The following is a 23,175-nucleotide window of genomic DNA, read 5'->3' on the forward strand; positions in this document are numbered from 1 at the left end:
GGAGTCTACGTGGCCAGACCCTGACGACCCAGCTCAGCGGGCGCGCCGGGAGCAGGTGGCGGTCCCAGGCGAACGGGACGACGCCAGCGGGTGAGCACCTCGACCACGACCACGCCCAGCACCAGGGGTACCAACATCGGCACCACGTCTGTCAGCGCGATCACGCCGGCGCTGCGGTCCATCACCTCGGTGAGGTCGCTGAACGGCAGCGTCGAGGCGCTGGTGAGGTTGTTGACCACGTGCAGGGCGATGGCCGCCTCGAGGCCGCCGGTGCGCCAGGTCATCCAGGCCGCAGCCAGACCGAAGAGCAGGTAGAACAGGTTGAGCCAGGGATCGCCGGCGCTGTGGGCGAGCATGAAGCCCAGCGAGGGAATGATCGCGGCGACCGCCAGCGCGACCCGACTGTTGCGGAAGAAGCTGCCCACACCGCGGGCGAACAGCCCCCGGAACAGGTACTCCTCCCCCGCTGCCTGGAACGGCTGGGTGAGCAGCACCCCAATGGCCAGCACCAGCGTGTCGGGACCGGGGGTGAGGTCGCGCCACGAGCTCGCCAGACCCAGCGCCAGCATCACCAGCCAGATCGGCGCCAGCGCGGCGGCCACGGTCAGCATCCAGCGCCAGCGCAGTCCACCGACCACGCTCGACAACCAGCGCGGCCGTTGCCCGGTGACTGCCCAGGTGAGCAGCATCGTCGCCGGGATCAGCAGGCCCAGGCCGACGTTGTTGGCCAGGAACATCGCCGGCGTCATCCGCAGGGCGCCACCCTCGAGTTGGCCGGTGAGTTCGTCGACGGTGGTCCGTCCGGTGGTGAGGTCGTAGCCCCAGGCCAACAGCAGCGCGATCGTGCTCAGCGCCACCAGGGCGAGCACCCCGGCACCGATCAGGACCACCGACCGCCATGGCTTCCAGCGCGGTGAGCGCAGGAACTGGGTGTGGTCGGTTGGCTCGACCGGCAGCGCGGGCGCCACCGGCGGCGGCATCCAGACCACCGGCCACGGGGGCGGGTAGGACTGGTACGGCTGGGGTGCGGGCCCCTGCTGTGGCTGGGGCGCAGGACCCTGCTGTGGCTGCGTCACGTGCTCGCCCGGGGCGCCACCTCGTCCGGCTGGAACCAGAGCGCGATCTCGCGGGCGGCGTTCTCAGGGGAGTCGGAGGCGTGCACGATGTTGCGCTGGTAGTACAGCGAGTAGTCGCCGCGGATCGTGCCGGGCGCGGCCACACCGGCGTCGGTGGACCCATTCATCAACCGGACGACCTCGATCGCCCGCTCGCCCTCGAGCACGAGCGAGACCACCGGGCCCGAGGTGATGAACTCGACCAAGGTGTCGTAGTAGGGGCGACCGTGGTGCTCCTCGTAGTGCTTGGCAGCCAGGTCGGGGGTGACCATCCGCTGGCGCAGCGCGACGATCCGCAGGCCCTTGGCCTCGTAGCGGGCAAGGATCAGCCCGGTCAGGCCGCGCGAGACGGCATCGGGCTTGAGCAGCACGAGGGTGCGGTCGTCGGTCATGGCTGAAGCGTACTGGGATCGGCTGGGCCACCGAACCACCGGCCTGTCAGCGCACCCTGCCGTTGGGGGAGGTCTCGATCCGGCGTCCGAGCACGAAGCTGCCCAGGAAGATCAGGGCGAACAGGCCTCCGACGGCGTACATCATCGGGGTCAGCAGCCCGAGCAGCACCCCAGCGATCTGGGCCAGCCACGCCACCGGGTAACCCCACGAGCGGCGCAGGCCGGCGATCCCTGCCACGGCCAGCAGGGCGGCCACGCCGACGCTGGCCAGAGCCACCGGGGTGCGCACCTGGTCGACCAGCAGCATGCCGGGTACGGCCAGCCCGAACACGATCACCTCGAAGGCCAGCACCGAGATGATCGCCCGGTTCATCGGGTTGGTCGGTTGCAGCCTCACCAGTCGTCCTCGTCATCGTCCTCGAGGGCGGCGGTGCCCAGGGCGCCCGAGTGCTCGGGGGCCCCGAGGATGTCGCGTGCCTCGCCGGCTGCCATCAGCGAGCCGATCACCAGCACGCCGGCTGCAGGGCCAGCCTCGTCAGCGACCTGCATCGCCCGGTCGAGGGCTTCGGCCATCGTCGCGGCCCGGTCGACCCGCTCGACACCCATCGCTCCCTCGGCGATGTCGGCCAGGTCGTCCACGCTCAACGCCCGCGAGGTGGAGGAGATCGTGGTCACCACCACGTGCGACAGTTGGTCGGCCAGCAGGCCGAACACCTCGTCAACCGCCTTGTCGCCCATCATCGCCACCACCCCGACCAGAGGCTGGAAGGTGAAGGCCTCGTGCACCGCCTCGAGGGTCGCCCGCACCCCGTGCGGGTTGTGGGCGGTGTCGAGCACCACCGTGGGCGAACGGCGAACGACCTCGAGCCGGGCCGGGGCCACCACGTCGGCAAGGCCGTCGCTGATCACCTCCGGCGGCAGGGCTCGTCCACCCAGGAACGACTCGACCGCGGCGACCGCGAGGGCGGCGTTCTCGGCCATGTGGCGTCCGTGCAGCGGCAGGTGCAGGTCACCGATCGGTCCCTCGGCGCCATTGATCCGCAACACCTGCCCGCCCACGGCGAGCTCACGCGACAGCAGGCCGAAGCCCGGGCCCTCGAGCACCGGGTCGGCACCGACCTCGGCGCAGCGGGCGAGCAGCACCTCGGCAGCCTCGCGGGTCTGGCCGGCGATCACCGCGGTGGCACCGGGCTTGATGATGCCGGCCTTCTCGGCGGCGATCTCGGCCACGGTCGATCCGAGGATGTGGGTGTGGTCGAGGTCGATCGGGCAGATCACGGCCACGTCGGCGTCGGCCACGTTGGTGGCGTCCCAGGTGCCGCCGAGTCCGACCTCGAGCACCATCACGTCGACCGGTGCGTCGGCAAAGGCGGCGAAGGCGAGCCCGGTCATCACCTCGAAGAAGGTCATCTGGACACCGTCGATGGCCTGGGCATCGACCAGGTCGATGAACGGCTTGACCTCGTCGTAGAGGTCGGCGAAGGCGGCCCGGCTGATCGGGTGCCCGTCGATGCAGATCCGCTCGGTCAGGTCCTGCAGGTGGGGGCTGGCCACACGGCCGGTGCGCAAGCCCTCCGACCGCAGCAGAGCGTCGATCATCAGCGCCGTGCTGCCCTTGCCGTTGGTGCCGGCCACCTGGATCACCGGGGCGCTGCGCTCGGGGTTGCCGAGCAGGTCGCACAAGGCCTGCACCCGGCCGAGGCTGGGTGCGATCCGGTGCTCGGGCCAGCGGGCCTGCAACTCAGCGACCAGGGTCGCGTGACGGGCGGCGTCGTGGGCGGTGCTGATCGCAGGGGAGTCCATGGTTGGGCCAGAATAGCGAGGTTGGTCGCTCTGGATATGCTGTGGCCCGTGAGCGTGCCCTCGTCCGACAGCCCTGCCCGCGTGGCGTCGTCGTCCCGGGTCAAGGACGTCATCGGCCTGGTGGCGCGCCTGATCCTCGGTGGGGTGCTGCTCTACGCCGGCCTGTCGAAGGTCGGCAACCTCGAGCAGAGCGTGCTCGCCGTCCGCGCCTACCAGTTGCTGCCGTGGGACCTCGCCGCGTGGGTGGGCTACGGCCTGCCGGTCTTCGAGATCATCCTCGGGCTGCTGATCCTGGTCGGACTGTTCACCCGCTGGACCGCGCTGATGGGTGCGCTGGTGATGGTGGCGTTCATCTTCGGTATCTCCTGGGCCTGGGCCAAGGGGCTGTCGATCGACTGCGGCTGCTTCGGCGACGGCGGCACCGTCGATCCCGGGCAGACCCAGTACCCGCAAGACATCGTCCGCGACCTGTTCTTCGTCCTGGCCGGGGCTTGGCTGGTGGTTCGTCCGCGCAGCCTGTTCGCCGCCGACAAGTGGCTGTTCGGCTGGGACGATCCCCTGACCACAGACGGGTTCAACGACCTCGACGAGGACGACGACCTGGCCGCAACGGCCGCCCACGACCATGACGACACGAAGGACCCAGTGCGTTGAGCAAAGCCTCCAACCAGCGTTCCGGCAAGCAGCGGGCGAACTCGCAGCGCGCAGCATCGACCCGGCGTGAGCAACTGCGCGCCCAGCAACTGGCCGAGGCCAAGAAGCGCCAGCGCACGATGCGCATCTTCACCGTTCTCGGTGCGGTCGTGGCCCTGGCCGTGATCGCGATCGTCGCGGTGGTCGTGGTCAACGACCGCAACGCCAAGAAGGAGCAGGCCGCCCAGGAGGCCGCCTCGCAGATCACCCCGCCGAGCGCGCTGGCCGACGGCACCGGCTACGCGTGGAAGGTGGGCAACCCCGCGGCCGACGCGCCGACGATCACCATCTACGAGGACTTCCAGTGCCCGGCGTGCAAGAGCACCGAGGAGTACTTCGGCCCGACCCTGGCCAAGCTCGCCGAGGACGGCAAGATCAAGGTCGAGTACCGGATCCTGACCTTCATGGACACCAACCTGCGCAACGACTCCTCGGAGCGCTCGGCGCGCGCAGCTGCCTGCGCTGACGTGTCGGGCAAGTTCAAGGAGTACCACGACGTCGTCTACAAGAACCAGCCGCAGGGCGAGGGATCTGGCTACACCGACCAGCAGCTGCGCGTGGACTTCCCCGCCGCCGCGGGCATCACCGGAGACGACCTGACCAAGTTCCAGTCCTGCTACGACAGCAAGTCCACCTCGCAGTGGGTGCGCGAGGCGTTCCAGAAGGGCTCGGCAGGGTGGGAGGGCAGCACCCCCCAGATCAACATCAACGGCAAGAACCCCCAGGTCAAGAACTCCCAGGACCAGGACACCGACTGGTGGCGCGTGCTTGAGCCGACCGAGGAGTCGTGGCTGAAGGCGATCGCCGACCACGGGTGAGCTGACACCCGCACCAACGGATGAGGTGAGCAATGGCCAGCGCGAAGAAGTCCCGTCCACAGCAGCCTGCCAAGCAGGGCGGCAGGACCGGACAGAAGCCAAGCAAGCAGCAGCGCTCGGCCGCGGCCGCCACCCGACGTGAGCAACTGCGTGCCCAGCAGGAGGCCGAACGCCGGGCGGCGCAGCGCAAGATGCGGATCATCTACGTGGTCAGCGCCGTCGTGGCGCTCGCCGTGATCGCCGTGATCAGCGTCGTGGTCATCAACGACCGCAACGCCAAGCGCGAACAGGCCGAACGGGAGCGCCTCGCCCAGATCGACCCGCCGAGCGCGACCAGCGCCCGCAACGCCTTCACCTACAACCCGACCAAGGCCAGCGGCGTGCCGACGGTCACGGTCTACGCCGACTTCCAGTGCTCGGCCTGCAAGAGCTTCGACGAGACCCACGGTCGGGTTCTGGGCAAGCTGGCCGACCAGGGCAAGGTCAACCTCGAGTTCCGGGTGTTGACCTTCCTCGACCAGAACTATGGCAACACCTACTCGACCCAGACCGCACAGGCGGCTGCCTGCGCCGACACCGTGGGCAAGTTCAAGGCGTACCACGACAACCTGTTCGCCACCCAGTCCGGTGAGGGCTGGTCGTCCGAGGCACTGCGGGTGAAGCTGCCCGAGCTGTCGGGCATCACCGGTGAGAACCTGACCAAGTTCCAGTCGTGCATCGACCAGAACGCCACCGCCAAGTGGGTGCGCGAGTCGAACCAGAACGCTCGTGCGGGCTGGAAGGGTTCCACCCCGCAGGTCGACATCAACGGCAAGAACCCGCTGGTCGAGGCCGACGGCAAGCAGATCCAGTTCTTCTACCCGATGAAGCCCACCGAGGCTGCGTGGCTGGCTGCCCTCGAGCAGTACGCCTGAGCCGAATCGCGCTCACCCCGGGCTCGTCACTAAGATCGGGCCCCATGAACACCACACCCAGCACCGGCATCCCTGCGACCCAGAACTCCGGGTCCGCGGTACCGGCCAAGCCGGCGCTGGAAGGCCTGGAGGCCAAGTGGGCCGAGCTGTGGAAGCAGCGCGACACCTATGCCTTCGTCCGCCCCGAGTCTCGCGAGCAGGTCTACTCGATCGACACCCCACCGCCCACGGTGTCGGGCTCGCTGCACGTCGGGCACGTGTTCAGCTACTCCCACACCGACCTGGTCGCCCGCTACCAGCGCATGCGCGGCAAACACGTCTTCTACCCGATGGGTTGGGACGACAACGGCCTGCCCACCGAGCGGCGTGTGCAGAACTACTTCGGGGTGCGCTGCGACCCGTCGCTGCCCTACGACCCTGACTACACTCCCCCGGCCAACCCAGACCCCAAGCGTCAGGTGCCGGTGAGCCGGCGCAACTTCGTCGAGTTGTGCGAGCAGTTGGTCGAGGCCGATGAGCAGGTGTTCGAGTCGCTGTGGCGCACGCTCGGCCTCTCGGTGGACTGGGAGCAGAGCTACACCACCATCGGACGCAAGGCCCAGTTGGTCTCGCAGACCGCCTTCCTGCGCAACCTCGCCCGTGGCGAGGCCTACCTGCAGGAAGCGCCGACGCTGTGGGACGTGACCTTCCAGACTGCGGTCGCCCAGGCCGAGCTCGAGGCCCGAGAGTACCCGGGTGCCTACCACCGGGTGGCCTTCCACCGTGACGGCGCCGAGCCGGTCTACATCGAGACCACCCGGCCGGAGCTGATCTGCTCGGTGGTGGCGCTGATCGCCCATCCCGACGACGAGCGCTACCAGCCGCTGTTCGGGACGACGGTCAGCTCGCCGGTGTTCGGGGTCGAGGTGCCGGTGCTGGCGCACCCGGCCGCCGAGCCCGACAAGGGTGCCGGCATCGCCATGTGCTGCACCTTCGGTGACCTTACCGACGTGCAGTGGTGGCGTGAGCTCAACCTGCCGGTGCGCACCGTGATCGGCCGCGACGGCCGCCTGCACCGCGAGGTGCCGGAGTGGATCTCCGGTGGCGAGGGCGAGGGGTTCTGGGACGAGCTGGCCGGCAAGACCACCTTCTCGGCCCGAGAGGCGATCGTGGCCAGGCTGCGTGAGCGCGGTGAACTCGAAGGCGACCCCAAGCCCACCCAGCGGATGGCCAACTTCTACGAGAAGGGTGACAAGCCGCTCGAGATCGTGGCCACCCGGCAGTGGTACCTGAGCAACGGCGGACGCGACGCGGCGACCCGTGAGCAGATGCTCGAACGGGGCGCGGAGTTGAGCTGGATCCCCAGCCACATGAAGCACCGCTACGACAACTGGGTCAACGGCCTCAACGGCGACTGGCTGATCAGCCGCCAGCGGTTCTTCGGCATCCCCTTCCCGGTCTGGTACGCCCTCGACACCGAAGGTGAGCCCGACTACGCCAACCCGCTGCTGCCCAGCGAGGCCCAGCTGCCGGTCGACCCGTCGTCCCAGGCCCCCGAGGGCTACGACGAGACGCAGCGCGGTGAGCCCGGAGGCTTCATCGGCGACCCCGACGTGATGGACACCTGGGCCACCAGTTCGCTCACCCCGCAGTTGGCCGGTGGCTGGCTGACCGACGAGGAGCTGTTCGGGCTCACCTTCCCGATGGACCTGTGCACCCATGCCCACGACATCATTCGCACCTGGCTGTTCAGCCGGGTGGTGCGTGCCCACTTCGAGCAGCACACCGCTCCGTGGCACACCGCGATGATCTCGGGCTTCATCGTCGACCCCGACCGCAAGAAGATGAGCAAGTCGAAGGGCAACGTGGTGGTGCCCAACGAGATCCTCGACAAGTACGGTGCTGACGCGGTGCGCTGGCGCGCAGCGATCGCTCGTCCGGGTCTGGACTCACCGTTCGACGAGTCGCAGATGAAGGTCGGACGACGCCTGGCGATGAAGGTGCTCAACGCCTCGAACTTCGTGCTCGGGTCGCTGGCCGGCGCCGGCGAGGGAGCCACCCCGGATGCGTCGGCGATCACCCACCCGGCCGACCGGGCCATGCTCGCCGGGTTGGCCGAGGTGGTCGAACAGGCCACCGCCGCCTTCGAGCGCTACGACTACACCGGGGCGCTCGAAGCCACCGAAACCTTCTTCTGGAGCTTCTGCGACGACCACGTCGAGCTGGTCAAGGAGCGGGCCTACGGCGCCCAGGGTGCCGAGGCAGCGGCGTCGGCCCACGCGTCGCTGACGCTGGCGCTGTCGGTGATGCTGCGGCTGTTCGCACCGTTCATGCCGTTCGTCACCGAAGAGGTCTGGTCGTGGACCCACGGCGAGGAGTCGATCCACCACCAGTCCTGGCCCAGCGCCGACGAGCTGGCGGGGTCGACCGGTGATGCTGCGCTGGTCGCCGACGTGGCGGCCGCACTGATGGCGGTGCGCGGCGCGAAGTCGAACGCCAAGGTCTCGATGAAGACCGAGGTGCTCCGTGCCGGGTTCATCGGCCCGGAGGCCTCGCTGGAGCGCCTGCGCACCATCGAGGACGACCTGCGCGCCGTCGGCCGGATCACCGGTGAGGTGGCCTGGAGCAGCACCGATGCCCCGATCGGGGTCGAGGTGGAGTTGGCCCATCCCCAGGCCTGAGCCGGCGGGATCCGGGACTTTTCAGGGTTCACGTCGCGCACTGGCCGACCTAGGCTGGCAGCCATGAGCCAGCCGACCGCGCCCTCGAGCCAGAACCCACCCGGCCCAGGCGGGCTGCCCGGGCGCACCGACTACGAATCGGTGCTGGCCACCCGCCAGGAGTTGGGCAGCCAGATGGAGCCGGCCCTGGTCGACTCCTTCGCCAGCCAGGTCACCGACGAGATCCGGCGCCAGTTGGCGGTGCGTCCCGAGGCGCCGACACCTGCCCCGACCAATGCCCTGGGCATGGTGGTGGCCCTGGTGTCGGTGGTGATGCTGATCCCGATCACCGCGATCGTGCTGCACTCCCCCGCGCCGTGGATGATGTGGCTGATCCTGCCCACGATCCTGGGCATCAACGCCGCCTACAACTGGAGCCGCAAGCCGCGCTGAGTCAGCTTCCGACCGGCGGCACACCGATCGGGACGCGGGCACGCACCTCGTCCACCTCACCGAGGTCGATGGCGCGCACCAGCACGCCCGGCTGGTCGTCCAACTCACCCACCACCTCGCCCAGCGGCCCAGTGACCGCACTGTGGCCCACTCCCAGAGGGTCGGCGGTGGGTTGCGGGCCGCCGGACTGGTCGGCCACCACCACGAACGACTGAGCATCCATCGCCCTGGCCCGGGTCAGCACCTGCAACTGCTCGATCTTGCCCGGTCCCACGCCCCAGGCCGTCGGCACACAGACCAGTGCGCAGCCGGCTCGTCCGAACGCAGTGAACTGGTCGGCGAACCGCAGGTCGTAACAGATCGCCAACCCGACCCGCACTCCCCCGGCCAGCGGCAGGTCGGCGTGGACGAGATCGGTACCCGGCTCGACCAGATCGGACTCACGAGCCCCGAAGGCGTCGTAGAGGTGGATCTTGGCGTAGTGGTGCAGGGCGTCACCGTTGGTCAGCACCGCGGTGTTGCGCACCCGATCGCCAGCTGGGACGAACGTGCCCGCCACCAGCCAGGTGCCCAGGTCGGAGGCCAGCTCCCGCAGCCCGGTGACGAAGGGTCCGTCGAGGGGTTGGGCGAGTGCGCGAAGGTCACTGCCGTAGCAGGCCAGCGCCGCTTCGGGAGCGACGGCGATCTGCGCGCCCTGATCGACGGCCACCCTGGCACGCGCGGTGAGTGCGGCCAGGTTGACGGTGGGGTCGTCGGTCGTCCGCCACTGCAGCGCGGCGACGCTCAACGTCCGCGTCACGGGCGCACCAAGCTCTCGGTGACCGCCGGACCCCCGGTCGGATCGATCCGGAAGACCTCACTGCCCGGGTGCAACCGGTCGTCGGTGCGGTACAGCTGGTCGAGTTCGGCCTCGGCGGCCTCGTCCCCAGCGTCGGCGGCCACCAACAGCCGCGCCACCCGGTCGACCAGGTCGTCGGTGTCGGACGATGCGTTCGGACCCTCCATCGCGCCCCATGATTCCCACAGCAGCAGTTCGTCCCCGTAGCGGTGGGCGACCTCGAAGATCACGTACTCGCGGACGAACCAGACCCCACCGACTTCGGGCGCCTCCTTGGCCACCCCGAAGGTCGACAGGTCGAGGCCGTGGTCGCGATGGGCGAGCCAGACCTGGGCCGCAGTCGCGAAACCGATGTCAGTCGCAGGGTCAACGTCCTGGCGCAGATCGAGCGGGTCAGGCACCAGGTCGCCGACGTCGAGCATCGGCTCGAACCTGATCCACCGGGTGCCGTCGTGGTACTCGGGCACGACGTGGTCGTGGTGCCAGGTCGGGTCGAAGTAGTTGGTGAACCCGACCCGGCTGCGAGCGGGCACCATGTGGTGGCGCAGCACTCCCACGGCCAGCAGGGCATGGTCGCGGCAGCAGCCCTGCACCCGATCCGACGGCGCACGCTCGGCATCCAGGGGTCCTGCCTGCCGCTCGACGGCGCGGTCAAGGATCACATCGAGCCAGCGGGAGTGGATGTCGCCGATCGTCTCGCGCGGCAACTCGTCCTCGTGCGCCCGGTAGTGCCCGATCAGGCGCCGGCACAGCTGCGACAGCGCTTCGGGCGACGGGTCGAGCGCGTCGACCAGGCCGGAGTGACGCCCGGGGTCGGAGTAGGCGGAGTGTGCGCGATGGTCCATGACGCAAGCGTGGCCGAATTCCGGCCTCTACGCCAGTAAGGGTGGGTCCTCAGCGCGCGCGAGTAACGTCGACACATGAGACGACTCTCCAGCCTCGCCGCAGCTGCGACCGCCGTCGTACTGGTTGCCTGCTCCGCCCCTGCCGACGACGCGGGCCCCACCGGTGCCGGGAGCGCACCCAGCAGCAGCGCCACCACGGCAGCCAGCAGCGCCGCTCCGGCCACCAGCGCCAGCAGCGACCCCGCCTCGTCGCCTGCCAGTTCGGCCACGTCGGCGGCGCTGCCCACCGGCGACCCCCACTCCAGCGGAGCATTCGCGGTGCGTGAGGTGGCTGAGTTCTCAAGCCCGTGGGCGATGACCTTCCTGCCCGACGGCAAGCTGCTGATCACGCAGAAGTCGGGCGAACTGCTGCTCCGCGACCAGTCCTCGGGCGACGTGGTCGAGGTCGAGGGCGTGCCCGATGTGGTCGACGCAGGTCAGGGCGGACTGGGCGATGTGGTGCTGGCCCCGACCTTCGCCGACGACAACGTGGTCTACCTGAGCTGGGTCGAATCCGGCGACGGCGGCAACGGTGCGGTGATCGGACGAGCGACCCTGGTCGTCGACGGTGGCTCGGCCAGGCTCGACGACCTGAGCGTGATCTGGCGCCAGGACCCCAAGGTCAGCGGCAACGGCCACTTCTCCCACCGGATGGCGTTCAGCCCTGACGGGCAGTACCTGTTCGTCACCTCCGGCGACCGGCAGAAGATGGACCCGGCGCAGGACCTGAACGTGGCCCTGGGCAAGGTGCTCAGGCTCAAGCTCGACGGGACGCCCGCCGACGGCAACCCGTTCGCCGACCGGGGCGGGGTCTCGGCCCAGATCTGGACCTACGGCCACCGCAACCCGCTGGGGATCGCCTTCGACGCCGACGGCAACCTGTGGTCGTCCGAGATGGGCCCCGAGGGTGGGGACGAGGTCAACCTGATCGTCGAGGGCAAGAACTACGGCTGGCCCAAGGCGTCGAACGGCTCCCACTACGGCGGCGCCGAGATCCCTGACCACGCCGACGGTGACGGCTTCGAGGCACCCAAGGTGTGGTGGACGCCCTCGATCTCTCCCGGCGGGCTGACCGTCTACAACGGTGACGTGTTCGCCGACTGGAAGGGCGACGCCTTCATCCCGGCGCTGTCGGGTCAGGCCCTGCTGCGCGTCGACCTCGATGGCACCAACGCCACCAAGGGCGACCAGTGGGACATGGGCACCCGAATCCGCGAGGTCGAGCAGGGGCCCGACGGCACGCTGTGGCTGCTCACCGACGGCGGCAGCGGCAAGTTGCTGCAGATCGTGCCGGCCTGAGGACGACTGCTGACGCTGGTTGGGGCGGCGTGAAGCGCTTGGCGTAGGCTCGTCCATTGTGCGTGCGACCTGGGAGCTGACAGCCGGAGGCTTCCGGCGCCACTCCCGTTACCGCATGGGCATCCTGGCGGCGATGGTCGCCAACATCATGTTCGGCATGATCCGAGCGTCGCTGCTGGTGGCCACCATCGAGGCGGCCGGCGCACCCGTCGCCGGGTACGACCGGCTCACCGCCATCACCTATGTCTGGATCGGCCAGGCCCTGCTCGGCCCGATCGACCTGTGGGGCGGATCCGGGTGGGAGATGAACAACCGGGTCAAGCAGGGTGACCTGGTCACCGACCTGCTGCGCCCGGTGCACCCGCTGCTCCAGTGGACCGCCCAGGAGGTGGGTCGCGCCGCGTCCCAGGTGTTGCCCAGGTTCGTCCCGATGCTGGTCGTCGGAGCCCTGCTGACCGGCCTGCGGCTACCCACCGAGCCGCTGTCGTACCTGCTGTTCCTGTGGGCCCTGCTGGTGGCGGTCGTGCTCAGCCACACCGCGTGGCTGTTGGTCGGGCTGCTCGCCCTGTGGGTGGTCGAGGTGCGCGGGTACCTGGTGGCCATGATGGTGGTGGCCAACCTGTTCTCGGGTTTGCTGATCCCCGTGCAGTGGTTCCCGACCTGGGCCCGAGGCGTGATCGACCACTCCCCCTTCCGGCACATGTTCCAGACCCCGATCGACCTGCTCACCGGGCTGGCCGACGGACGACGGCTCGTCCTGCTCGCCGAGCAACTGGCCTGGGCACTGACCCTGCTGGCGCTGGCGGCGTTGGTGCTTCGCCGAGGCGGACGCAAGCTGGAGGTGCAGGGTGGCTGAACTCGCACAGGACCGTCCGGTGAGCTGGCTTCGGATGATGGCCACCCTGCTGGCGTCCAGGTGGCGCTCGCAGATGGTCTACCGCGGCTCGATGATCGCCGAGATGGCCACCCAGGGGTTCTTGATCCTCACCGAGTTCCTCGAGCTGTGGGTGCTGCTGACCCATGCACCGGCGCTCGGCGGCTTCAGTCTGGCCGAAGTGGCCCTGGTCTACTTCTGCGCCAACCTGGGCTTCGCGATCGCCGACCTCACTGGAGGCTCCCTCGACGCCACCGAGGCACTGGTGCGCGAGGGTCGCCTCGAGGCGCTTCTCGTGCGCCCCACCAGCCTGCTGGTGCAGATGATCACCCAGGAGCTGCAACTGCGGCGGATCGGACGCGTGGTGGTCGGTCTGGTCGGCTACCCGCTCGGTCTGGCACTGGTCGGCATCGACTGGACGGCGGCCAAGGTCCTGCTGGCCGTGCTGGCCCCACTCGGCGGTGCCCTGGTCTACTTCAGCTTCCTGATGGGCGCCGGCGGGTTCCAGATGATCGTGGTCGGCGCGCGGCAGGCGGCCAACGCGATCACCTACGGTGGCAAGTACGCCGGAGGCGTGCCCGGCGGTGCGCTGTTCACCCCGATCCGGGTGTTCTTCACCTTCGTCGCGCCGGCGTTGTTCACCGCCTGGCTGCCGATGGCCTGGATCCTCGGCATCGACACACCGGCAGGGACGCCGTCCTGGCTGGGCTGGTTCGGTGTGCCCGCAGGGCTGCTGGCGCTCGGGGCGGCCACCATCTGGTGGCGCGCCGGCCTTCGTCACTACACCGGGGCAGGAGGCTGACATGGCGTCGAACCACGTTGTCGAGGCCCGCGGACTCAGCCGCGACTACATCGTCCACGAAGGTGGACTGGTGCGTCGTACCCGTCGGGTGGTGCCGGCCCTGGTCGACCTCGACCTGGTGATCACCGCCGGCGAGGCGGTCGGCTACCTGGGCGCCAACGGCTCGGGCAAGTCGACCACGATCAAGATGCTGTCGGGCATCCTGGTGCCGACCCGCGGCTCGGTGCGCGTGCTGGGCCATGACCCGGTGCCCGAGCGGCGCCACCTGACTCGCCGGATCGGGGTGGTGTTCGGGCAGCGGTCACAGCTGTGGTGGGACCTGCCGTTGAAGGAGACCTACCCGATCCTGGCGGCGATGCACCGGCTACCGGGTTCGGTCTGGCGTCCCCGCTGGGACGAACTGGTGGCCGGCCTCGAACTGGAGGGGTTCCTCGACACTCCGGTGCGCCAGCTGTCTCTGGGCCAGCGGATGCGCGGCGAGGTGGCGGCCGCCCTGCTGCACTCGCCTGAGTTGGTGATCCTGGACGAACCGACCATCGGGCTCGACATGATCAGCAAGGAGAACCTGCGCCGCCACCTCGACGAGGAACGCCGAACCCGCGGGACGACCATCCTGCTCACCACCCACGACCTGGGCGACGTGCAGCGGCTGTGCGACCGGATGGTGATCATCGACCACGGCAAGCTCGCCTTCGACGGCACCGAGGCCCAGTTGGCTGAGCTCACCGGGGCCCGGCGGATGATGACCATCGACCTCGACACCCCCGCCGACGGGCTCGTCCTGCCTCGCGGGGTCGAACTGATCGACACCGAGGCAGACGGCCTGCGGCTCAACCTTCGCTTCGAGCGCGGTGTGTCTGCCGCCCAGGTGCTGTCGGCGGTGCAGGCCCGCGCCGAGGTGCGCGACCTGTCGATCGAGGAGCCCGCCATCGAAGACCTGGTGCGCCACATCTACCGACGGGGGTAGAAGCGGCTCGCACTTGGCGACGACCGGCTCGACGCCGCTAACGTCGACTGCATGCCCCTACCCACGCTCCTCGTCGTCATCTGCAGCACCCGCCCCGGCCGTGTCGGTCGGGCCATTGGTGACTGGTTCATCGAGCAGGCCGAGGCCCACGGCAGCTTCAAGGTGGCCGTCGCCGACCTCGCGACGATCAACCTGCCCTTCCTGGACGAGCCCAACCACCCGCGGATGCACAACTACACCAAGGACCACACCAAGCAGTGGAGTGCGACCGTGGCCGCCGCCGACGCTGTCGTGTTCGTCACGCCGGAGTACAACTTCTCTGCGCCGGCGACCCTGATCAACGCCGTCGACTTCCTCTACGTCGAGTGGTCGAAGCTGGCCGTGGGCTGGGTGTCGTACGGCGGCGCCTCGGGTGGCATGCGGTCGGTGCAGCACGCCAAGAACGTCACCTCGACCGTCGGCATGGTCAGCGCGGGTGCAGCGGTGGCCCTGGCCAGTGCCCCGCCGAAGGTGAAGGACGGGGTGTTCGCCAACACCGAGGACAACGACAAGGCGGCCGCAGGGCTGCTGGACGAGTTGGTCACCCTGAGTGAGCTGCTCGCCCCGGCCCGCAAAGAGGCGCTCAAGGAGCTGGACGAGTCCTGAGGCGCCCTCTCGCCCTGCCCGGCCCGGGGCTTCCCCTGCACCACAATCGAGTTCCCGCACCCACGTTGGGTGCGGGAACTCGAATTTGGTGCGGGGGAAGGGCGCGAGAAGGGTTCGAGGGGGCCGATCTCGACACGCGGCTCGTACCTCGCCGCTACTCGATCAACATGGGGCCCCAACGGGCAACTCGCTACTCGATCGACGCCGAAGAGGGCTCAGGCGGAGAGTTCGCCACGCGGGGCCAGCTTCGCCCGGGGCAGGAACTCGGGCTCGTCCTCACCACGGACGACGGCCCCGGTGACCACGACGCCGGCCACATCCTCAAGGCTGGGCACGTCGTACATCACCTCGAGCAGGGTCTCCTCGAGGATGGCGCGCAGGCCACGGGCGCCGGTGCCGCGGGTGAGGGCCCTGTCGGCGACCGCGTCGATGGCGTCGTCGGTGAGCTCCAACTGCACGCCGTCGAGTTCGAACAGCTTGCGGAACTGCTTGACCAACGCGTTGCGCGGCTCGACCAGGATGCGCACCAGGGCGTCCTTGTCGAGCGGGCTGACCGAACTGATCATCGGCAACCGGCCGATGAACTCCGGAATCAGGCCGAACGAGTGCAGGTCTTCGGGGCTGACCTGGGCGAACAGGTCGTCGTTGGTCGACCTGCGCACCGCCTCGTCGTTGTTGAAGCCCAGCGGACGCTTGCCAACCCGCTGGCCGATGATGTGCTCGAGGCCGGCGAAGGCCCCCCCGACGATGAACAGCACGTTGGTGGTGTCGATCTGCAGGAACTCCTGATGGGGGTGCTTGCGCCCACCCTGAGGGGGCACCGAGGCGGTCGTTCCCTCGAGGATCTTCAGCAGCGCCTGCTGCACGCCCTCGCCCGAGACGTCGCGGGTGATCGAGGGGTTCTCACTCTTGCGGGCGACCTTGTCGATCTCGTCGATGTAGATGATGCCGGTCTCGGCCTTCTTGACGTCGAAGTCCGCGGCCTGGATCAACTTCAGCAGGATGTTCTCGACGTCCTCACCGACGTAGCCAGCCTCGGTCAACGCAGTCGCATCAGCCATCGCGAACGGCACGTTGAGCATCTTGGCCAGGGTCTGGGCGAGGTAGGTCTTGCCGCAACCGGTGGGGCCGATCAGCAGGATGTTCGACTTGCCGAGTTCGACCCCGTCGTCCTCGGCGCGCCGGGCCGGGCTGGCCGCCTGGGCCTGCACCCGCTTGTAGTGGTTGTAGACGGCGACCGCGAGGGTCTTCTTGGCCGCCTCCTGGCCGATCACATAGGAGTCGAGGAAGGTGCGGATCTCCCGCGGCTTGGGCAGTTCGTCCAGCAGACCGACGTCGGTGGTCTCCGAGAACTCCTCCTCGATGATCTCGTTGCACAGGTCGATGCACTCGTCACAGATGTAGACGCCCGGGCCGGCGATCAGCTTCTTGACCTGCTTCTGGCTCTTGCCACAGAACGAGCACTTGAACAGGTCGCCGCTCTCTCCGATGCGTGCCATCGCCACCCTCCTCTCCCGGGCGTTCGGACGATGCCTCGTCCGCCATGTATTCGACCCACCCTAGCCCGGCACGGGAGCCAGACAAGGCGCTTACCGGAGTTGCCCCCAGCGTGTCGTCAGTCGAGATCCTTCAGCGAGGTCAGGATGTCGTCGATGATCCCGTACTCCTTGGCCTCCTCGGCCGTGAGGTACTTGTCACGCTCGATGTCCTTGCTGACCTTCTCGAGGTCCTGACCGGTGTTCTCGGCCAGCATCTGCTCCATCAGCGAACGGATCCGCATGATCTCCTTGGCCTGGATCTCCAGGTCGGAGCTCTGCCCGTAGCCGCCCTCGGTGGCCGGCTGGTGGATCAGGATCCGCGAGTTCGGCAGGGCGAGCCGGCGGCCCTTGGTGCCGGCGGCCAGCAGCACCGCGGCAGCCGAGGCGGCCTGGCCCAGGCACACGGTCTGCACGTCGGGCTTGATGTAGCGCATCGTGTCGTAGATCGCGGTCAGCGCGGTGAACGAGCCACCGGGCGAGTTGAGGTAGATCGAGATCGGACGCTCGGGGTCCATCGACTGCAGGCACAGCAGTTGGGCCATCACGGCGTTGGCGATGTCGTCGCTGATCGGGGTGCCCAGGAAGATGATCCGGTCCTCGAACAGCTTGGTGTAGGGATCGACGCGACGCATGCCGTAGCTGGTGCGCTCCTCCCACTGCGGGATGTAGTAGTCCATCGACGGGCTGGCCGGGGCGAGTCCGCCGGGCAGGGCGAAGTTCTGGGTCATCTGGCTCGGCCTCACTGGTTCGGTGCGTCGGTCTTGATCTGGCTGGCGCGCTCGTAGACGTGGTCGATGAACCCGTACTCGAGGGCCTGTTCGGCGGTGAACCAGCGGTCACGGTCGGAGTCGGCCTCGATCTGCTCGATCGACTGGCCGGTGTGCTGGGCGATCAGGCTGGCCATCGTCCGCTTGATGTGCAGCGACTGCTCGGCCTGGATGCGGATGTCGGAGGCGGTGCCACCCAGGCCGCCCGAGGGCTGGTGCATCATGATCCGGCTGTGCGGCAGCGCGAACCGCTTGCCCGGCGTGCCGGCCGACAGCAGGAACTGCCCCATCGAGGCCGCCAGGCCCATCGCCACCGTGGCCACGTCGTTGCTGATCCACTGCATGGTGTCGAAGATCGCCATGCCGGAGTCGACCGAGCCGCCCGGGGAGTTGATGTAGAGGTAGATGTCCTTGTGGGGATCCTCGGCGTTGAGCAGCAGCATCTGGGCGCAGATCGCGTTGGCGTTCTCGTCGCGCACCTCGGAGCCAAGGAAGATGATCCGGTTGGCGAGCAGCGCCTGGTAGACGTTGTCGTTCATGCCCAAGCCGGACGCGCCCGCAGCGGCGCGAATGGTCTGATCGTGGTTCACGCAGTCGAACCTACCAACCCACGAGGTGAAACCGGAGTGGGCCCGCGGTGCGTTCGCTGAGGGACGACAGCCTCAGCGTCTGTCGGGTTCGACCGCGATGGCGTCTGCTGGTCTGGACGAGATCAGCGCGTTCACCCAGCGCGCCCGGGGGTCGGCGTCGATCAGCAAAGCCTTGACGAGCAGCGAGCTGGGCAGCGCCAGCAGCGCACCGAGCGCACCGAGGATCGAGGTCCACAGCAGCAGCGAGATGAACGACAGGGTGGGGCTGAGCCCGACCGCGTCTCCGGCGAACTTCGGCTGGATGATCGACTGCACGACGAAGTTGAGCACCGAGTAGGCCACCAGCACCGCGATCGCGGTCTTGGGGCCCTTCTCGAACAGGGCCAGCAGCGCCGGCGGGATGACACCGATGACGAAGCCGATGTTGGGGATGTAGTTGGTCAGGAAGCTGAACAGCGCCCAGATCAGCGCCAGCGGCACCCCCAGGCCGATCAGCACGGCCAGGTCGAGGATGGCGACGATCAGGCCGAAGATGGTGGTGACCACCCAGTACTTGCGGATGCCGGTGGCAAAGTGCTCCAGGGCGCCGATGAACACACCGTGGCTCGACCGGGCGATCGCCATCCGCTCCTCGAAGCCAGGGGTGTCCATCACCATGAAGATCAGTGCGGTCACCAGCACCAGCAGCAGCGAGGCGATGCCGCGGGTCTCCGACAGCACCGAGGTGAGCACCCCGACCAGGCTCTGCGGGTCGATGCCCTTGAGCCGGTCGAGCAGCATGTCCTCACTGAAGCCCAGCCGGGACAGCGACTCGATGGTGCGCACGTAGAGCGAGGTGAACTGGTCGGTGTAGCGGGGCAGGTAGTTCACCATCGCGGTCACCGAGTACGACAACCCGAGGATGAACCCGGTCAGCACGGCGAACACGATCAGACCGGCGACCGTCGAGGCGATGCCTGCCGGGATGCGCTTGCGGCGAAGCCAGCGGTAGACGGGGTGCACCGTGATCATCAGGTTCAGCCCGAAGAACAGCGGCGCGATCACGCTGGCCAGTTCGCGGATGAAGGTCAGCGACAGTCCCATGGCGGCGATGCCGACCACGACCATCAGGAACCTGGGGGTCATGAACCCCGAGGCCGCTGACGACGGCGGCTGCACGACCGGTGTGTCGGGCGCGACGACCTCAGCGACTTCTGGCTGCTCCTGCTCCGCCACGACGGGCTCGGCCCGGCGCGCGGCTCGGGCGTCGTCGGTCGCGTCCACCAGTTCCGGCGAGACGGACGAGGCCCCCTCCTCGGGCGGTTGGTCGGTGGGGCTGGGGTCTGGTCGTCGTGACCGGATCAGCGCACCGAGCCGCTCGCGCAGGGAGGGGGCCATCGTGTCTGTCTCTCGTGCTCGAGGGGGTTGGCTCAGGCCTCGGCGTCCTCGTCGGACTTCTCGGCAGCCTTCTTCTTGGACGAGCGCTTGGCCTTGGGCTTGGCCTCATCAGCGGGAGCCTCCTCGGCTGCGGGCTCGTCGGCGCCCTCCTCGACCTCCTTGATGGTGCCGTCGGGGTTGATCGCCGACAGGTCGACCGACGCTCCGGCGGTGTCGGTGACCTTGGCGTTCTCGACCAGGGCACCCAGGGCCTTGGTGCGACGCACCTCCTGCATCCACTCGGGCAGGTGGTTGTGCTCCATCATGTGCTGGGCCTCCTGCTCCGGCGAGGTGCCGGCCTGGGCGGCCTTGCGGACGATCAGCTGCGACAGCTCGGCCTGCTCGACGCCGATGTCGTTCTCGTCGGCGTACTTGTCCAGCAGCAGCTGGGCCTTGAGCGCGTCGAAGGTCCGGTTCTCGATGTCGGCCCAGAAGCCCTCTTCGTCATCGGTCTCCTCGTCGGAGTCGGCCAGGTACTGCTCCAGGGTCAGGCCGGCCTGGGCGAGCTGGGCGTTCACCTGCGAGCGGCGGGCGTCGAGCTCGGCTGCGGCGAGGGCCTCGGGCAGCGGGATCTCGGTCTTGGCGATGATCGCCTCGAGCACCTTGTCGCGGGCGCTGGTGGCCTGGTCGAGCCGGGCCATCCGGGTCAGGCCGTCACGCAGGTCGGCGCGCATCTGGTCGACGGTGTCGAACTCCGAGACCATCTGGGCGAACTCGTCGTCGACCTCGGGCAGTTCCTGCTCCGAGACCTTCTGCAGGGTGACCTCGATGTCGCACTCGGTGCCCTTGAGCGCGCCGCCCACCAGGGTGGAACGGAACTGCTTCGACTCCCCTGACTTGAGGCCGACGACGGCCTCGTCCAGACCGTCGAGCATGCCGCCGTTGCCGATCTGGTAGGTGATGCCCTCGGCGGTGGCGTCCTCCAGCGGCTCGCCGTCGAGGCTGCCCTTGAGGTCGACGACGACGACGTCGCCATCGGCGGCCGCACGGTCGACCTCGTTGGTGGTGGCGAAGCGCTGCCGCAGCAGGTTGACCCGCTCCTCGACCTGCTCGTCGTTGACCTCGACCGGGTCGACCTCGACCGCGATGTCGGAGGTGTCGGGCAGGTCGAACTCGGGACGCACGTCAACCTCGGCGGTGAACTCGACCACGTCGCCGTCCTCGAGCTTGGTGACCTCGACCTCGGGCTGACCCAGCACGCTGATCTGGTGCTCATTGAGGGCCCGCTGGTAGGCGTCAGGCAGGGCGGCGTTGATCGCCTCCTGCAGGACGACTCCGCGTCCGAACCGGACGTCGATCACGTTCGGGGGCACCTTGCCCTTGCGGAAGCCGGGGATGGTCACCTGCTCGGCGATGCTCTTGTACGCCTGGTCCAGATGCGGCTGGAGGGTGTGGAACGGGATCTCGACGGTCAGCTTGGCCCGAGTGGGGCTGAGCTTCTCAACGGTGCTGGGCACGAGTTTCTTCTCCTGGGTCACGGGAACTGGTGCGCACCGGCTTGGGCCGCAGCGCACACGCTCGGCAATCCTAGCGGGGCGGGGCGCCGCCCCACCAACACAGAGCGGATGACGGGAATCGAACCCGCGTAGCTAGTTTGGAAGACTAGGGCTCTACCATTGAGCTACATCCGCGTGGAGCCACCTCGGCATTGGCCGTGGTCAGCGCGCACCAGCATAGCGGCGCGGTCGCCACGGGAACGAATCACACGTCGACTCCCTGTCGGCCCAGGCGTGGACCGAGCCCTACAATCAGTTCGTGCACAAGCGTCTGGGGAGGCCACTGCGCGTGGCCCTGGTCAATGACCACGAGCTCGTGGTCAAGGGCCTTGCTGCCATGTTCGTCCACTACGCCCAACAGGTGCGCGTGGTCGACCTGCAGGATCAGCCGACGGTCGACACCGAGGTCGACATTGCGCTCTACGACTCGTTCGGGCCGCTGGCTCCCCCACCGGACGCGATCGCTGCCCTGTGCCGCAACCGCCTGATCGGCAAGGTCGCCGTCTACACCTGGCGGATGAGTACCGAGGCGGTGCAGACCGCTGCAGCGCTCGGCGTGTCGGGCTACCTGTCGAAGGGCCTGCCCGCCCGTGACCTGGTCGATGCGCTGGTGCGCATCCACCGCGGCGAGAAGGTGCTCGCCCCCCACACCGACGACGAGATCGAGCAGGTCGGCGGTGACTGGCCCGGCCGGGTCGAGGGTCTGTCGAACCGCGAGGCCGAACTGCTGGCCCTGGTGGTCGCCGGCCACACCAACAAGGAGATCTCGGAGCGGCTCTACCTCAGCGGCAACTCGATCAAGTCCTACATTCGCTCGACCTACGCCAAGATCGGCGTGACCCGACGCAGCCAGGCCGTGAAGTGGGGCATCGAGCACGGCTTCGCCAAGGCCGCCGAGCGCTGAGCTTCACGCCCACCCGGCCGGGCGACTGACGCTCAGTGCGACCATGGTCGGGCACTGCTCGCCGATCGCCTTGACCAATTCGCCCCGGCTCTGCACGAACAGCGACAACTCGCCACCGCCGGTCTCGAACGCGGCGAGGTGCCCGCCGTCCCAGTCGGTAGGCAGCCCCCGACACGTCGCGGGTAGAAGGGAGCCATCCGCTACATGTCGCCGGCGTAGATGCACACCCCGGCGAGGACTCACCCTGACAGCGGCGTGTCCCGGCCCGTCAGGTCGCAGGACTGACGGGCCGTCCGTCCTGGGCGGCGGAGGCCTTGACCATGTCCCACAGGTGGGCCATCCGCAGGCCGAGTTCGGCCGGTGAGGGGTTGGGCAGCAGGCCGTCGCGCACGTCGAGCACGATGTCCCAGGGCCCGGCCGACTTCGGCACGTCGACCTCGGTCGGTGCCACCTTGGGGTCGGTCTGCATCAGCAACCGCTCACCCCACACCCCGGTGACCAGCAGTCCCTTCGTCCCGAAGACCTTGACGTCTGACTCACAGGTGCGGATGGTGTCACCACAGCCGGCCAGCGTGACCATCGTCCCGGCGGTGGTGCGGGCGCTGATCGAGCCGAGCACGTCGACCGGCAGGCCCGACTCCTCGAGCCAGGCACTGACCTTGGTGAAGTCCGCTCCCGCCAGGTCGCAGACGGTGTTGAGCAGGTGGGCGCCGGTGTCGAACATGAACCCGCCGCCGGACTGCACCGGGTCGGTGCGCCAGGTTCCCGTCTGCTCGGTCTTCCAGCCCTGCCAGACCGAGGCGTGGATCGCGGTCACCTCTCCGATCGCGCCGGAGTCGATGATCTCGCGGGCCTTGCGAACGCGGGGCGACAGCGAGCCGTTGAACGACACGATCAGCAGTCGTCCGGTCTCGTCGCGCACCTTGATCAGGTCCTCGGCCTCGGTGACGCTGCACACCATCGGCTTCTCGAGCCACACGTCGATGCCGGCGCGCAGGCAGTCGACGGCCAACGGGTGGTGCAGGTTGTGCGGGGTGGCGATCAGGGTCAGCTCGACGTCGAGATCGTCGTCAGCCAGCGCCTCGGACAGGTCGCGGTAGCACGTCGGAGCGGGCAGACCGGCCTTGGCGAAGATCGCGAGGCCCTTGTCGAGCGAGTCCTGGGCGGGGTCGACGAAGACCACCCGGCCGAGCTGGCGTTCCGGACTGGTCTGGCCCACCTTCACCATGGTCTCGAGGTGGTGGCGGGCCATGCCGCCGACGCCGACGATCATCAGGTTGGGTGCGGTCACGACGGGCTCCTTCGTGAGGGTGGACGATCGGCGGCTG

The 23,175-nt window shown here is 68.6% G+C and carries 23 protein-coding genes and 1 tRNA gene; 11 read left to right on the forward strand and 13 right to left on the reverse strand.

Annotated elements, in window-relative coordinates; genetic code table 11:
- Nucleotides 1-5: 5 nt before the first annotated feature.
- From IE660_RS16335 to IE660_RS04780, 4 genes are read right to left on the reverse strand one after another with little or no spacing between them, the layout of a single operon-like run.
- Nucleotides 6-1,076 carry a CPBP family intramembrane glutamic endopeptidase gene (locus tag IE660_RS16335; RefSeq protein ID WP_203567193.1) on the reverse strand — a complete coding sequence of 357 codons (1,071 nt, stop codon included), beginning with the start codon at nt 1,074-1,076 and terminating at the stop codon, nt 6-8.
- Nucleotides 1,073-1,507 carry a nucleoside-diphosphate kinase gene (gene ndk / locus IE660_RS04770; protein ID WP_203567194.1) on the reverse strand — a complete coding sequence of 145 codons (435 nt, stop codon included), beginning with the start codon at nt 1,505-1,507 and terminating at the stop codon, nt 1,073-1,075. The genes IE660_RS16335 and ndk overlap by 4 nt, the downstream gene beginning before the upstream one ends.
- Nucleotides 1,508-1,553: 46 nt before the next feature.
- The gene (locus IE660_RS04775; RefSeq protein WP_328701841.1) at nt 1,554-1,904 is read right to left on the reverse strand and encodes a DUF4233 domain-containing protein; all 351 of its coding nucleotides are present in this window, start codon (nt 1,902-1,904) and stop codon (nt 1,554-1,556) included.
- Nucleotides 1,901-3,310: a bifunctional folylpolyglutamate synthase/dihydrofolate synthase gene (locus tag IE660_RS04780; RefSeq protein ID WP_203567195.1), complete on the reverse strand. Its 1,410-nt coding sequence runs from the start codon at nt 3,308-3,310 to the stop codon at nt 1,901-1,903. The genes IE660_RS04775 and IE660_RS04780 overlap by 4 nt, the downstream gene beginning before the upstream one ends.
- Nucleotides 3,311-3,358: 48 nt before the next feature.
- Here IE660_RS04780 and IE660_RS04785 point away from each other — a divergent pair, with 48 nt between their 5' ends.
- The 5 genes from IE660_RS04785 to IE660_RS04805 all read left to right on the forward strand — a co-directional run bounded on the left by IE660_RS04785 (nt 3,359) and on the right by IE660_RS04805 (nt 8,827).
- A complete protein-coding gene (locus IE660_RS04785) occupies nt 3,359-3,964 on the forward strand; it encodes a DoxX family protein (RefSeq protein WP_328701842.1) in 606 nt (201 codons plus the stop codon).
- Nucleotides 3,961-4,821 (forward strand): DsbA family protein, encoded by an 861-nt coding sequence (locus IE660_RS04790; RefSeq protein ID WP_235997033.1) that lies wholly within the window; start codon nt 3,961-3,963, stop codon nt 4,819-4,821. Before IE660_RS04785 ends, IE660_RS04790 begins: the two co-directional genes overlap by 4 nt.
- A 32-nt stretch (nt 4,822-4,853) precedes the next feature.
- The gene (locus tag IE660_RS04795; RefSeq protein ID WP_203567196.1) at nt 4,854-5,735 is read left to right on the forward strand and encodes a DsbA family protein; all 882 of its coding nucleotides are present in this window, start codon (nt 4,854-4,856) and stop codon (nt 5,733-5,735) included.
- Nucleotides 5,736-5,779: 44 nt separating this feature from the next.
- Nucleotides 5,780-8,395, forward strand: coding sequence for a valine--tRNA ligase (gene valS / locus IE660_RS04800; protein WP_203567197.1), 2,616 nt, complete (start codon nt 5,780-5,782; stop codon nt 8,393-8,395).
- Between the two features lie 63 nt (nt 8,396-8,458).
- Nucleotides 8,459-8,827 (forward strand): hypothetical protein, encoded by a 369-nt coding sequence (locus IE660_RS04805; RefSeq protein ID WP_203567198.1) that lies wholly within the window; start codon nt 8,459-8,461, stop codon nt 8,825-8,827.
- Between the two features lies 1 nt (nt 8,828).
- Here IE660_RS04805 and IE660_RS04810 read toward each other — a convergent pair whose 3' ends face one another.
- On the reverse strand, nt 8,829-9,626 hold the full coding sequence (locus tag IE660_RS04810) for a nitrilase-related carbon-nitrogen hydrolase (protein WP_203567199.1): 798 nt from the start codon (nt 9,624-9,626) through the stop codon (nt 8,829-8,831).
- On the reverse strand, nt 9,623-10,510 hold the full coding sequence (locus tag IE660_RS04815) for a transglutaminase-like domain-containing protein (protein WP_203567200.1): 888 nt from the start codon (nt 10,508-10,510) through the stop codon (nt 9,623-9,625). The genes IE660_RS04810 and IE660_RS04815 overlap by 4 nt, the downstream gene beginning before the upstream one ends.
- Before the next feature lie 75 nt (nt 10,511-10,585).
- Between IE660_RS04815 and IE660_RS04820 the strand changes: the two genes are divergently transcribed.
- Genes IE660_RS04820 through IE660_RS04840 form a run of 5 tightly spaced genes read left to right on the forward strand, consistent with a single transcriptional unit; the run spans nt 10,586 to nt 15,136 of the window.
- The gene (locus IE660_RS04820; RefSeq protein ID WP_203567201.1) at nt 10,586-11,848 is read left to right on the forward strand and encodes a PQQ-dependent sugar dehydrogenase; all 1,263 of its coding nucleotides are present in this window, start codon (nt 10,586-10,588) and stop codon (nt 11,846-11,848) included.
- Nucleotides 11,849-11,906: 58 nt separating this feature from the next.
- A complete protein-coding gene (locus IE660_RS04825; RefSeq protein ID WP_203567202.1) occupies nt 11,907-12,704 on the forward strand; it encodes an ABC transporter permease in 798 nt (265 codons plus the stop codon).
- Complete coding sequence (locus IE660_RS04830; RefSeq protein WP_203567203.1) at nt 12,697-13,524, forward strand: ABC transporter permease; 828 nt, start codon at nt 12,697-12,699, stop codon at nt 13,522-13,524. The genes IE660_RS04825 and IE660_RS04830 overlap by 8 nt, the downstream gene beginning before the upstream one ends.
- Before the next feature lies 1 nt (nt 13,525).
- Nucleotides 13,526-14,491 (forward strand): ABC transporter ATP-binding protein, encoded by a 966-nt coding sequence (locus IE660_RS04835; protein ID WP_203567204.1) that lies wholly within the window; start codon nt 13,526-13,528, stop codon nt 14,489-14,491.
- Between the two features lie 51 nt (nt 14,492-14,542).
- Nucleotides 14,543-15,136, forward strand: a complete 594-nt coding sequence (locus tag IE660_RS04840) for an NADPH-dependent FMN reductase (protein WP_203567205.1) — start codon at nt 14,543-14,545, stop codon at nt 15,134-15,136.
- Between the two features lie 215 nt (nt 15,137-15,351).
- On the opposite strand, the gene clpX is transcribed toward IE660_RS04840, so the two are convergent.
- The 6 genes from clpX to IE660_RS04870 form a co-directional block, all read right to left on the reverse strand.
- On the reverse strand, nt 15,352-16,635 hold the full coding sequence (gene clpX / locus IE660_RS04845) for an ATP-dependent Clp protease ATP-binding subunit ClpX (RefSeq protein ID WP_203567206.1): 1,284 nt from the start codon (nt 16,633-16,635) through the stop codon (nt 15,352-15,354).
- Between the two features lie 116 nt (nt 16,636-16,751).
- On the reverse strand, nt 16,752-17,402 hold the full coding sequence (locus IE660_RS04850) for an ATP-dependent Clp protease proteolytic subunit (RefSeq protein WP_235997034.1): 651 nt from the start codon (nt 17,400-17,402) through the stop codon (nt 16,752-16,754).
- Between the two features lie 11 nt (nt 17,403-17,413).
- A complete protein-coding gene (locus IE660_RS04855; protein ID WP_203567405.1) occupies nt 17,414-17,980 on the reverse strand; it encodes an ATP-dependent Clp protease proteolytic subunit in 567 nt (188 codons plus the stop codon).
- A gap of 123 nt (nt 17,981-18,103) precedes the next feature.
- The gene (locus tag IE660_RS04860; protein ID WP_203567207.1) at nt 18,104-19,408 is read right to left on the reverse strand and encodes an AI-2E family transporter; all 1,305 of its coding nucleotides are present in this window, start codon (nt 19,406-19,408) and stop codon (nt 18,104-18,106) included.
- 32 nt (nt 19,409-19,440) lie between these two features.
- A complete protein-coding gene (gene tig / locus IE660_RS04865) occupies nt 19,441-20,904 on the reverse strand; it encodes a trigger factor (protein WP_203567208.1) in 1,464 nt (487 codons plus the stop codon).
- A gap of 103 nt (nt 20,905-21,007) precedes the next feature.
- Nucleotides 21,008-21,078, reverse strand: a tRNA-Gly gene (locus IE660_RS04870).
- 124 nt (nt 21,079-21,202) lie between these two features.
- Between IE660_RS04870 and IE660_RS16340 the strand changes: the two genes are divergently transcribed.
- Nucleotides 21,203-21,847 carry a helix-turn-helix transcriptional regulator gene (locus tag IE660_RS16340; protein ID WP_203567209.1) on the forward strand — a complete coding sequence of 215 codons (645 nt, stop codon included), beginning with the start codon at nt 21,203-21,205 and terminating at the stop codon, nt 21,845-21,847.
- Between the two features lie 268 nt (nt 21,848-22,115).
- On the opposite strand, the gene IE660_RS04880 is transcribed toward IE660_RS16340, so the two are convergent.
- Nucleotides 22,116-23,138 carry a Gfo/Idh/MocA family protein gene (locus tag IE660_RS04880; RefSeq protein ID WP_203567210.1) on the reverse strand — a complete coding sequence of 341 codons (1,023 nt, stop codon included), beginning with the start codon at nt 23,136-23,138 and terminating at the stop codon, nt 22,116-22,118.
- Between the last annotated feature and the right edge of the window lie 37 nt (nt 23,139-23,175).

It is taken from the genome of Aestuariimicrobium ganziense (assembly GCF_015352975.1).
In the GTDB taxonomy this organism is placed as follows: Bacteria; Actinomycetota; Actinomycetes; order Propionibacteriales; family Propionibacteriaceae; genus Aestuariimicrobium; species Aestuariimicrobium ganziense.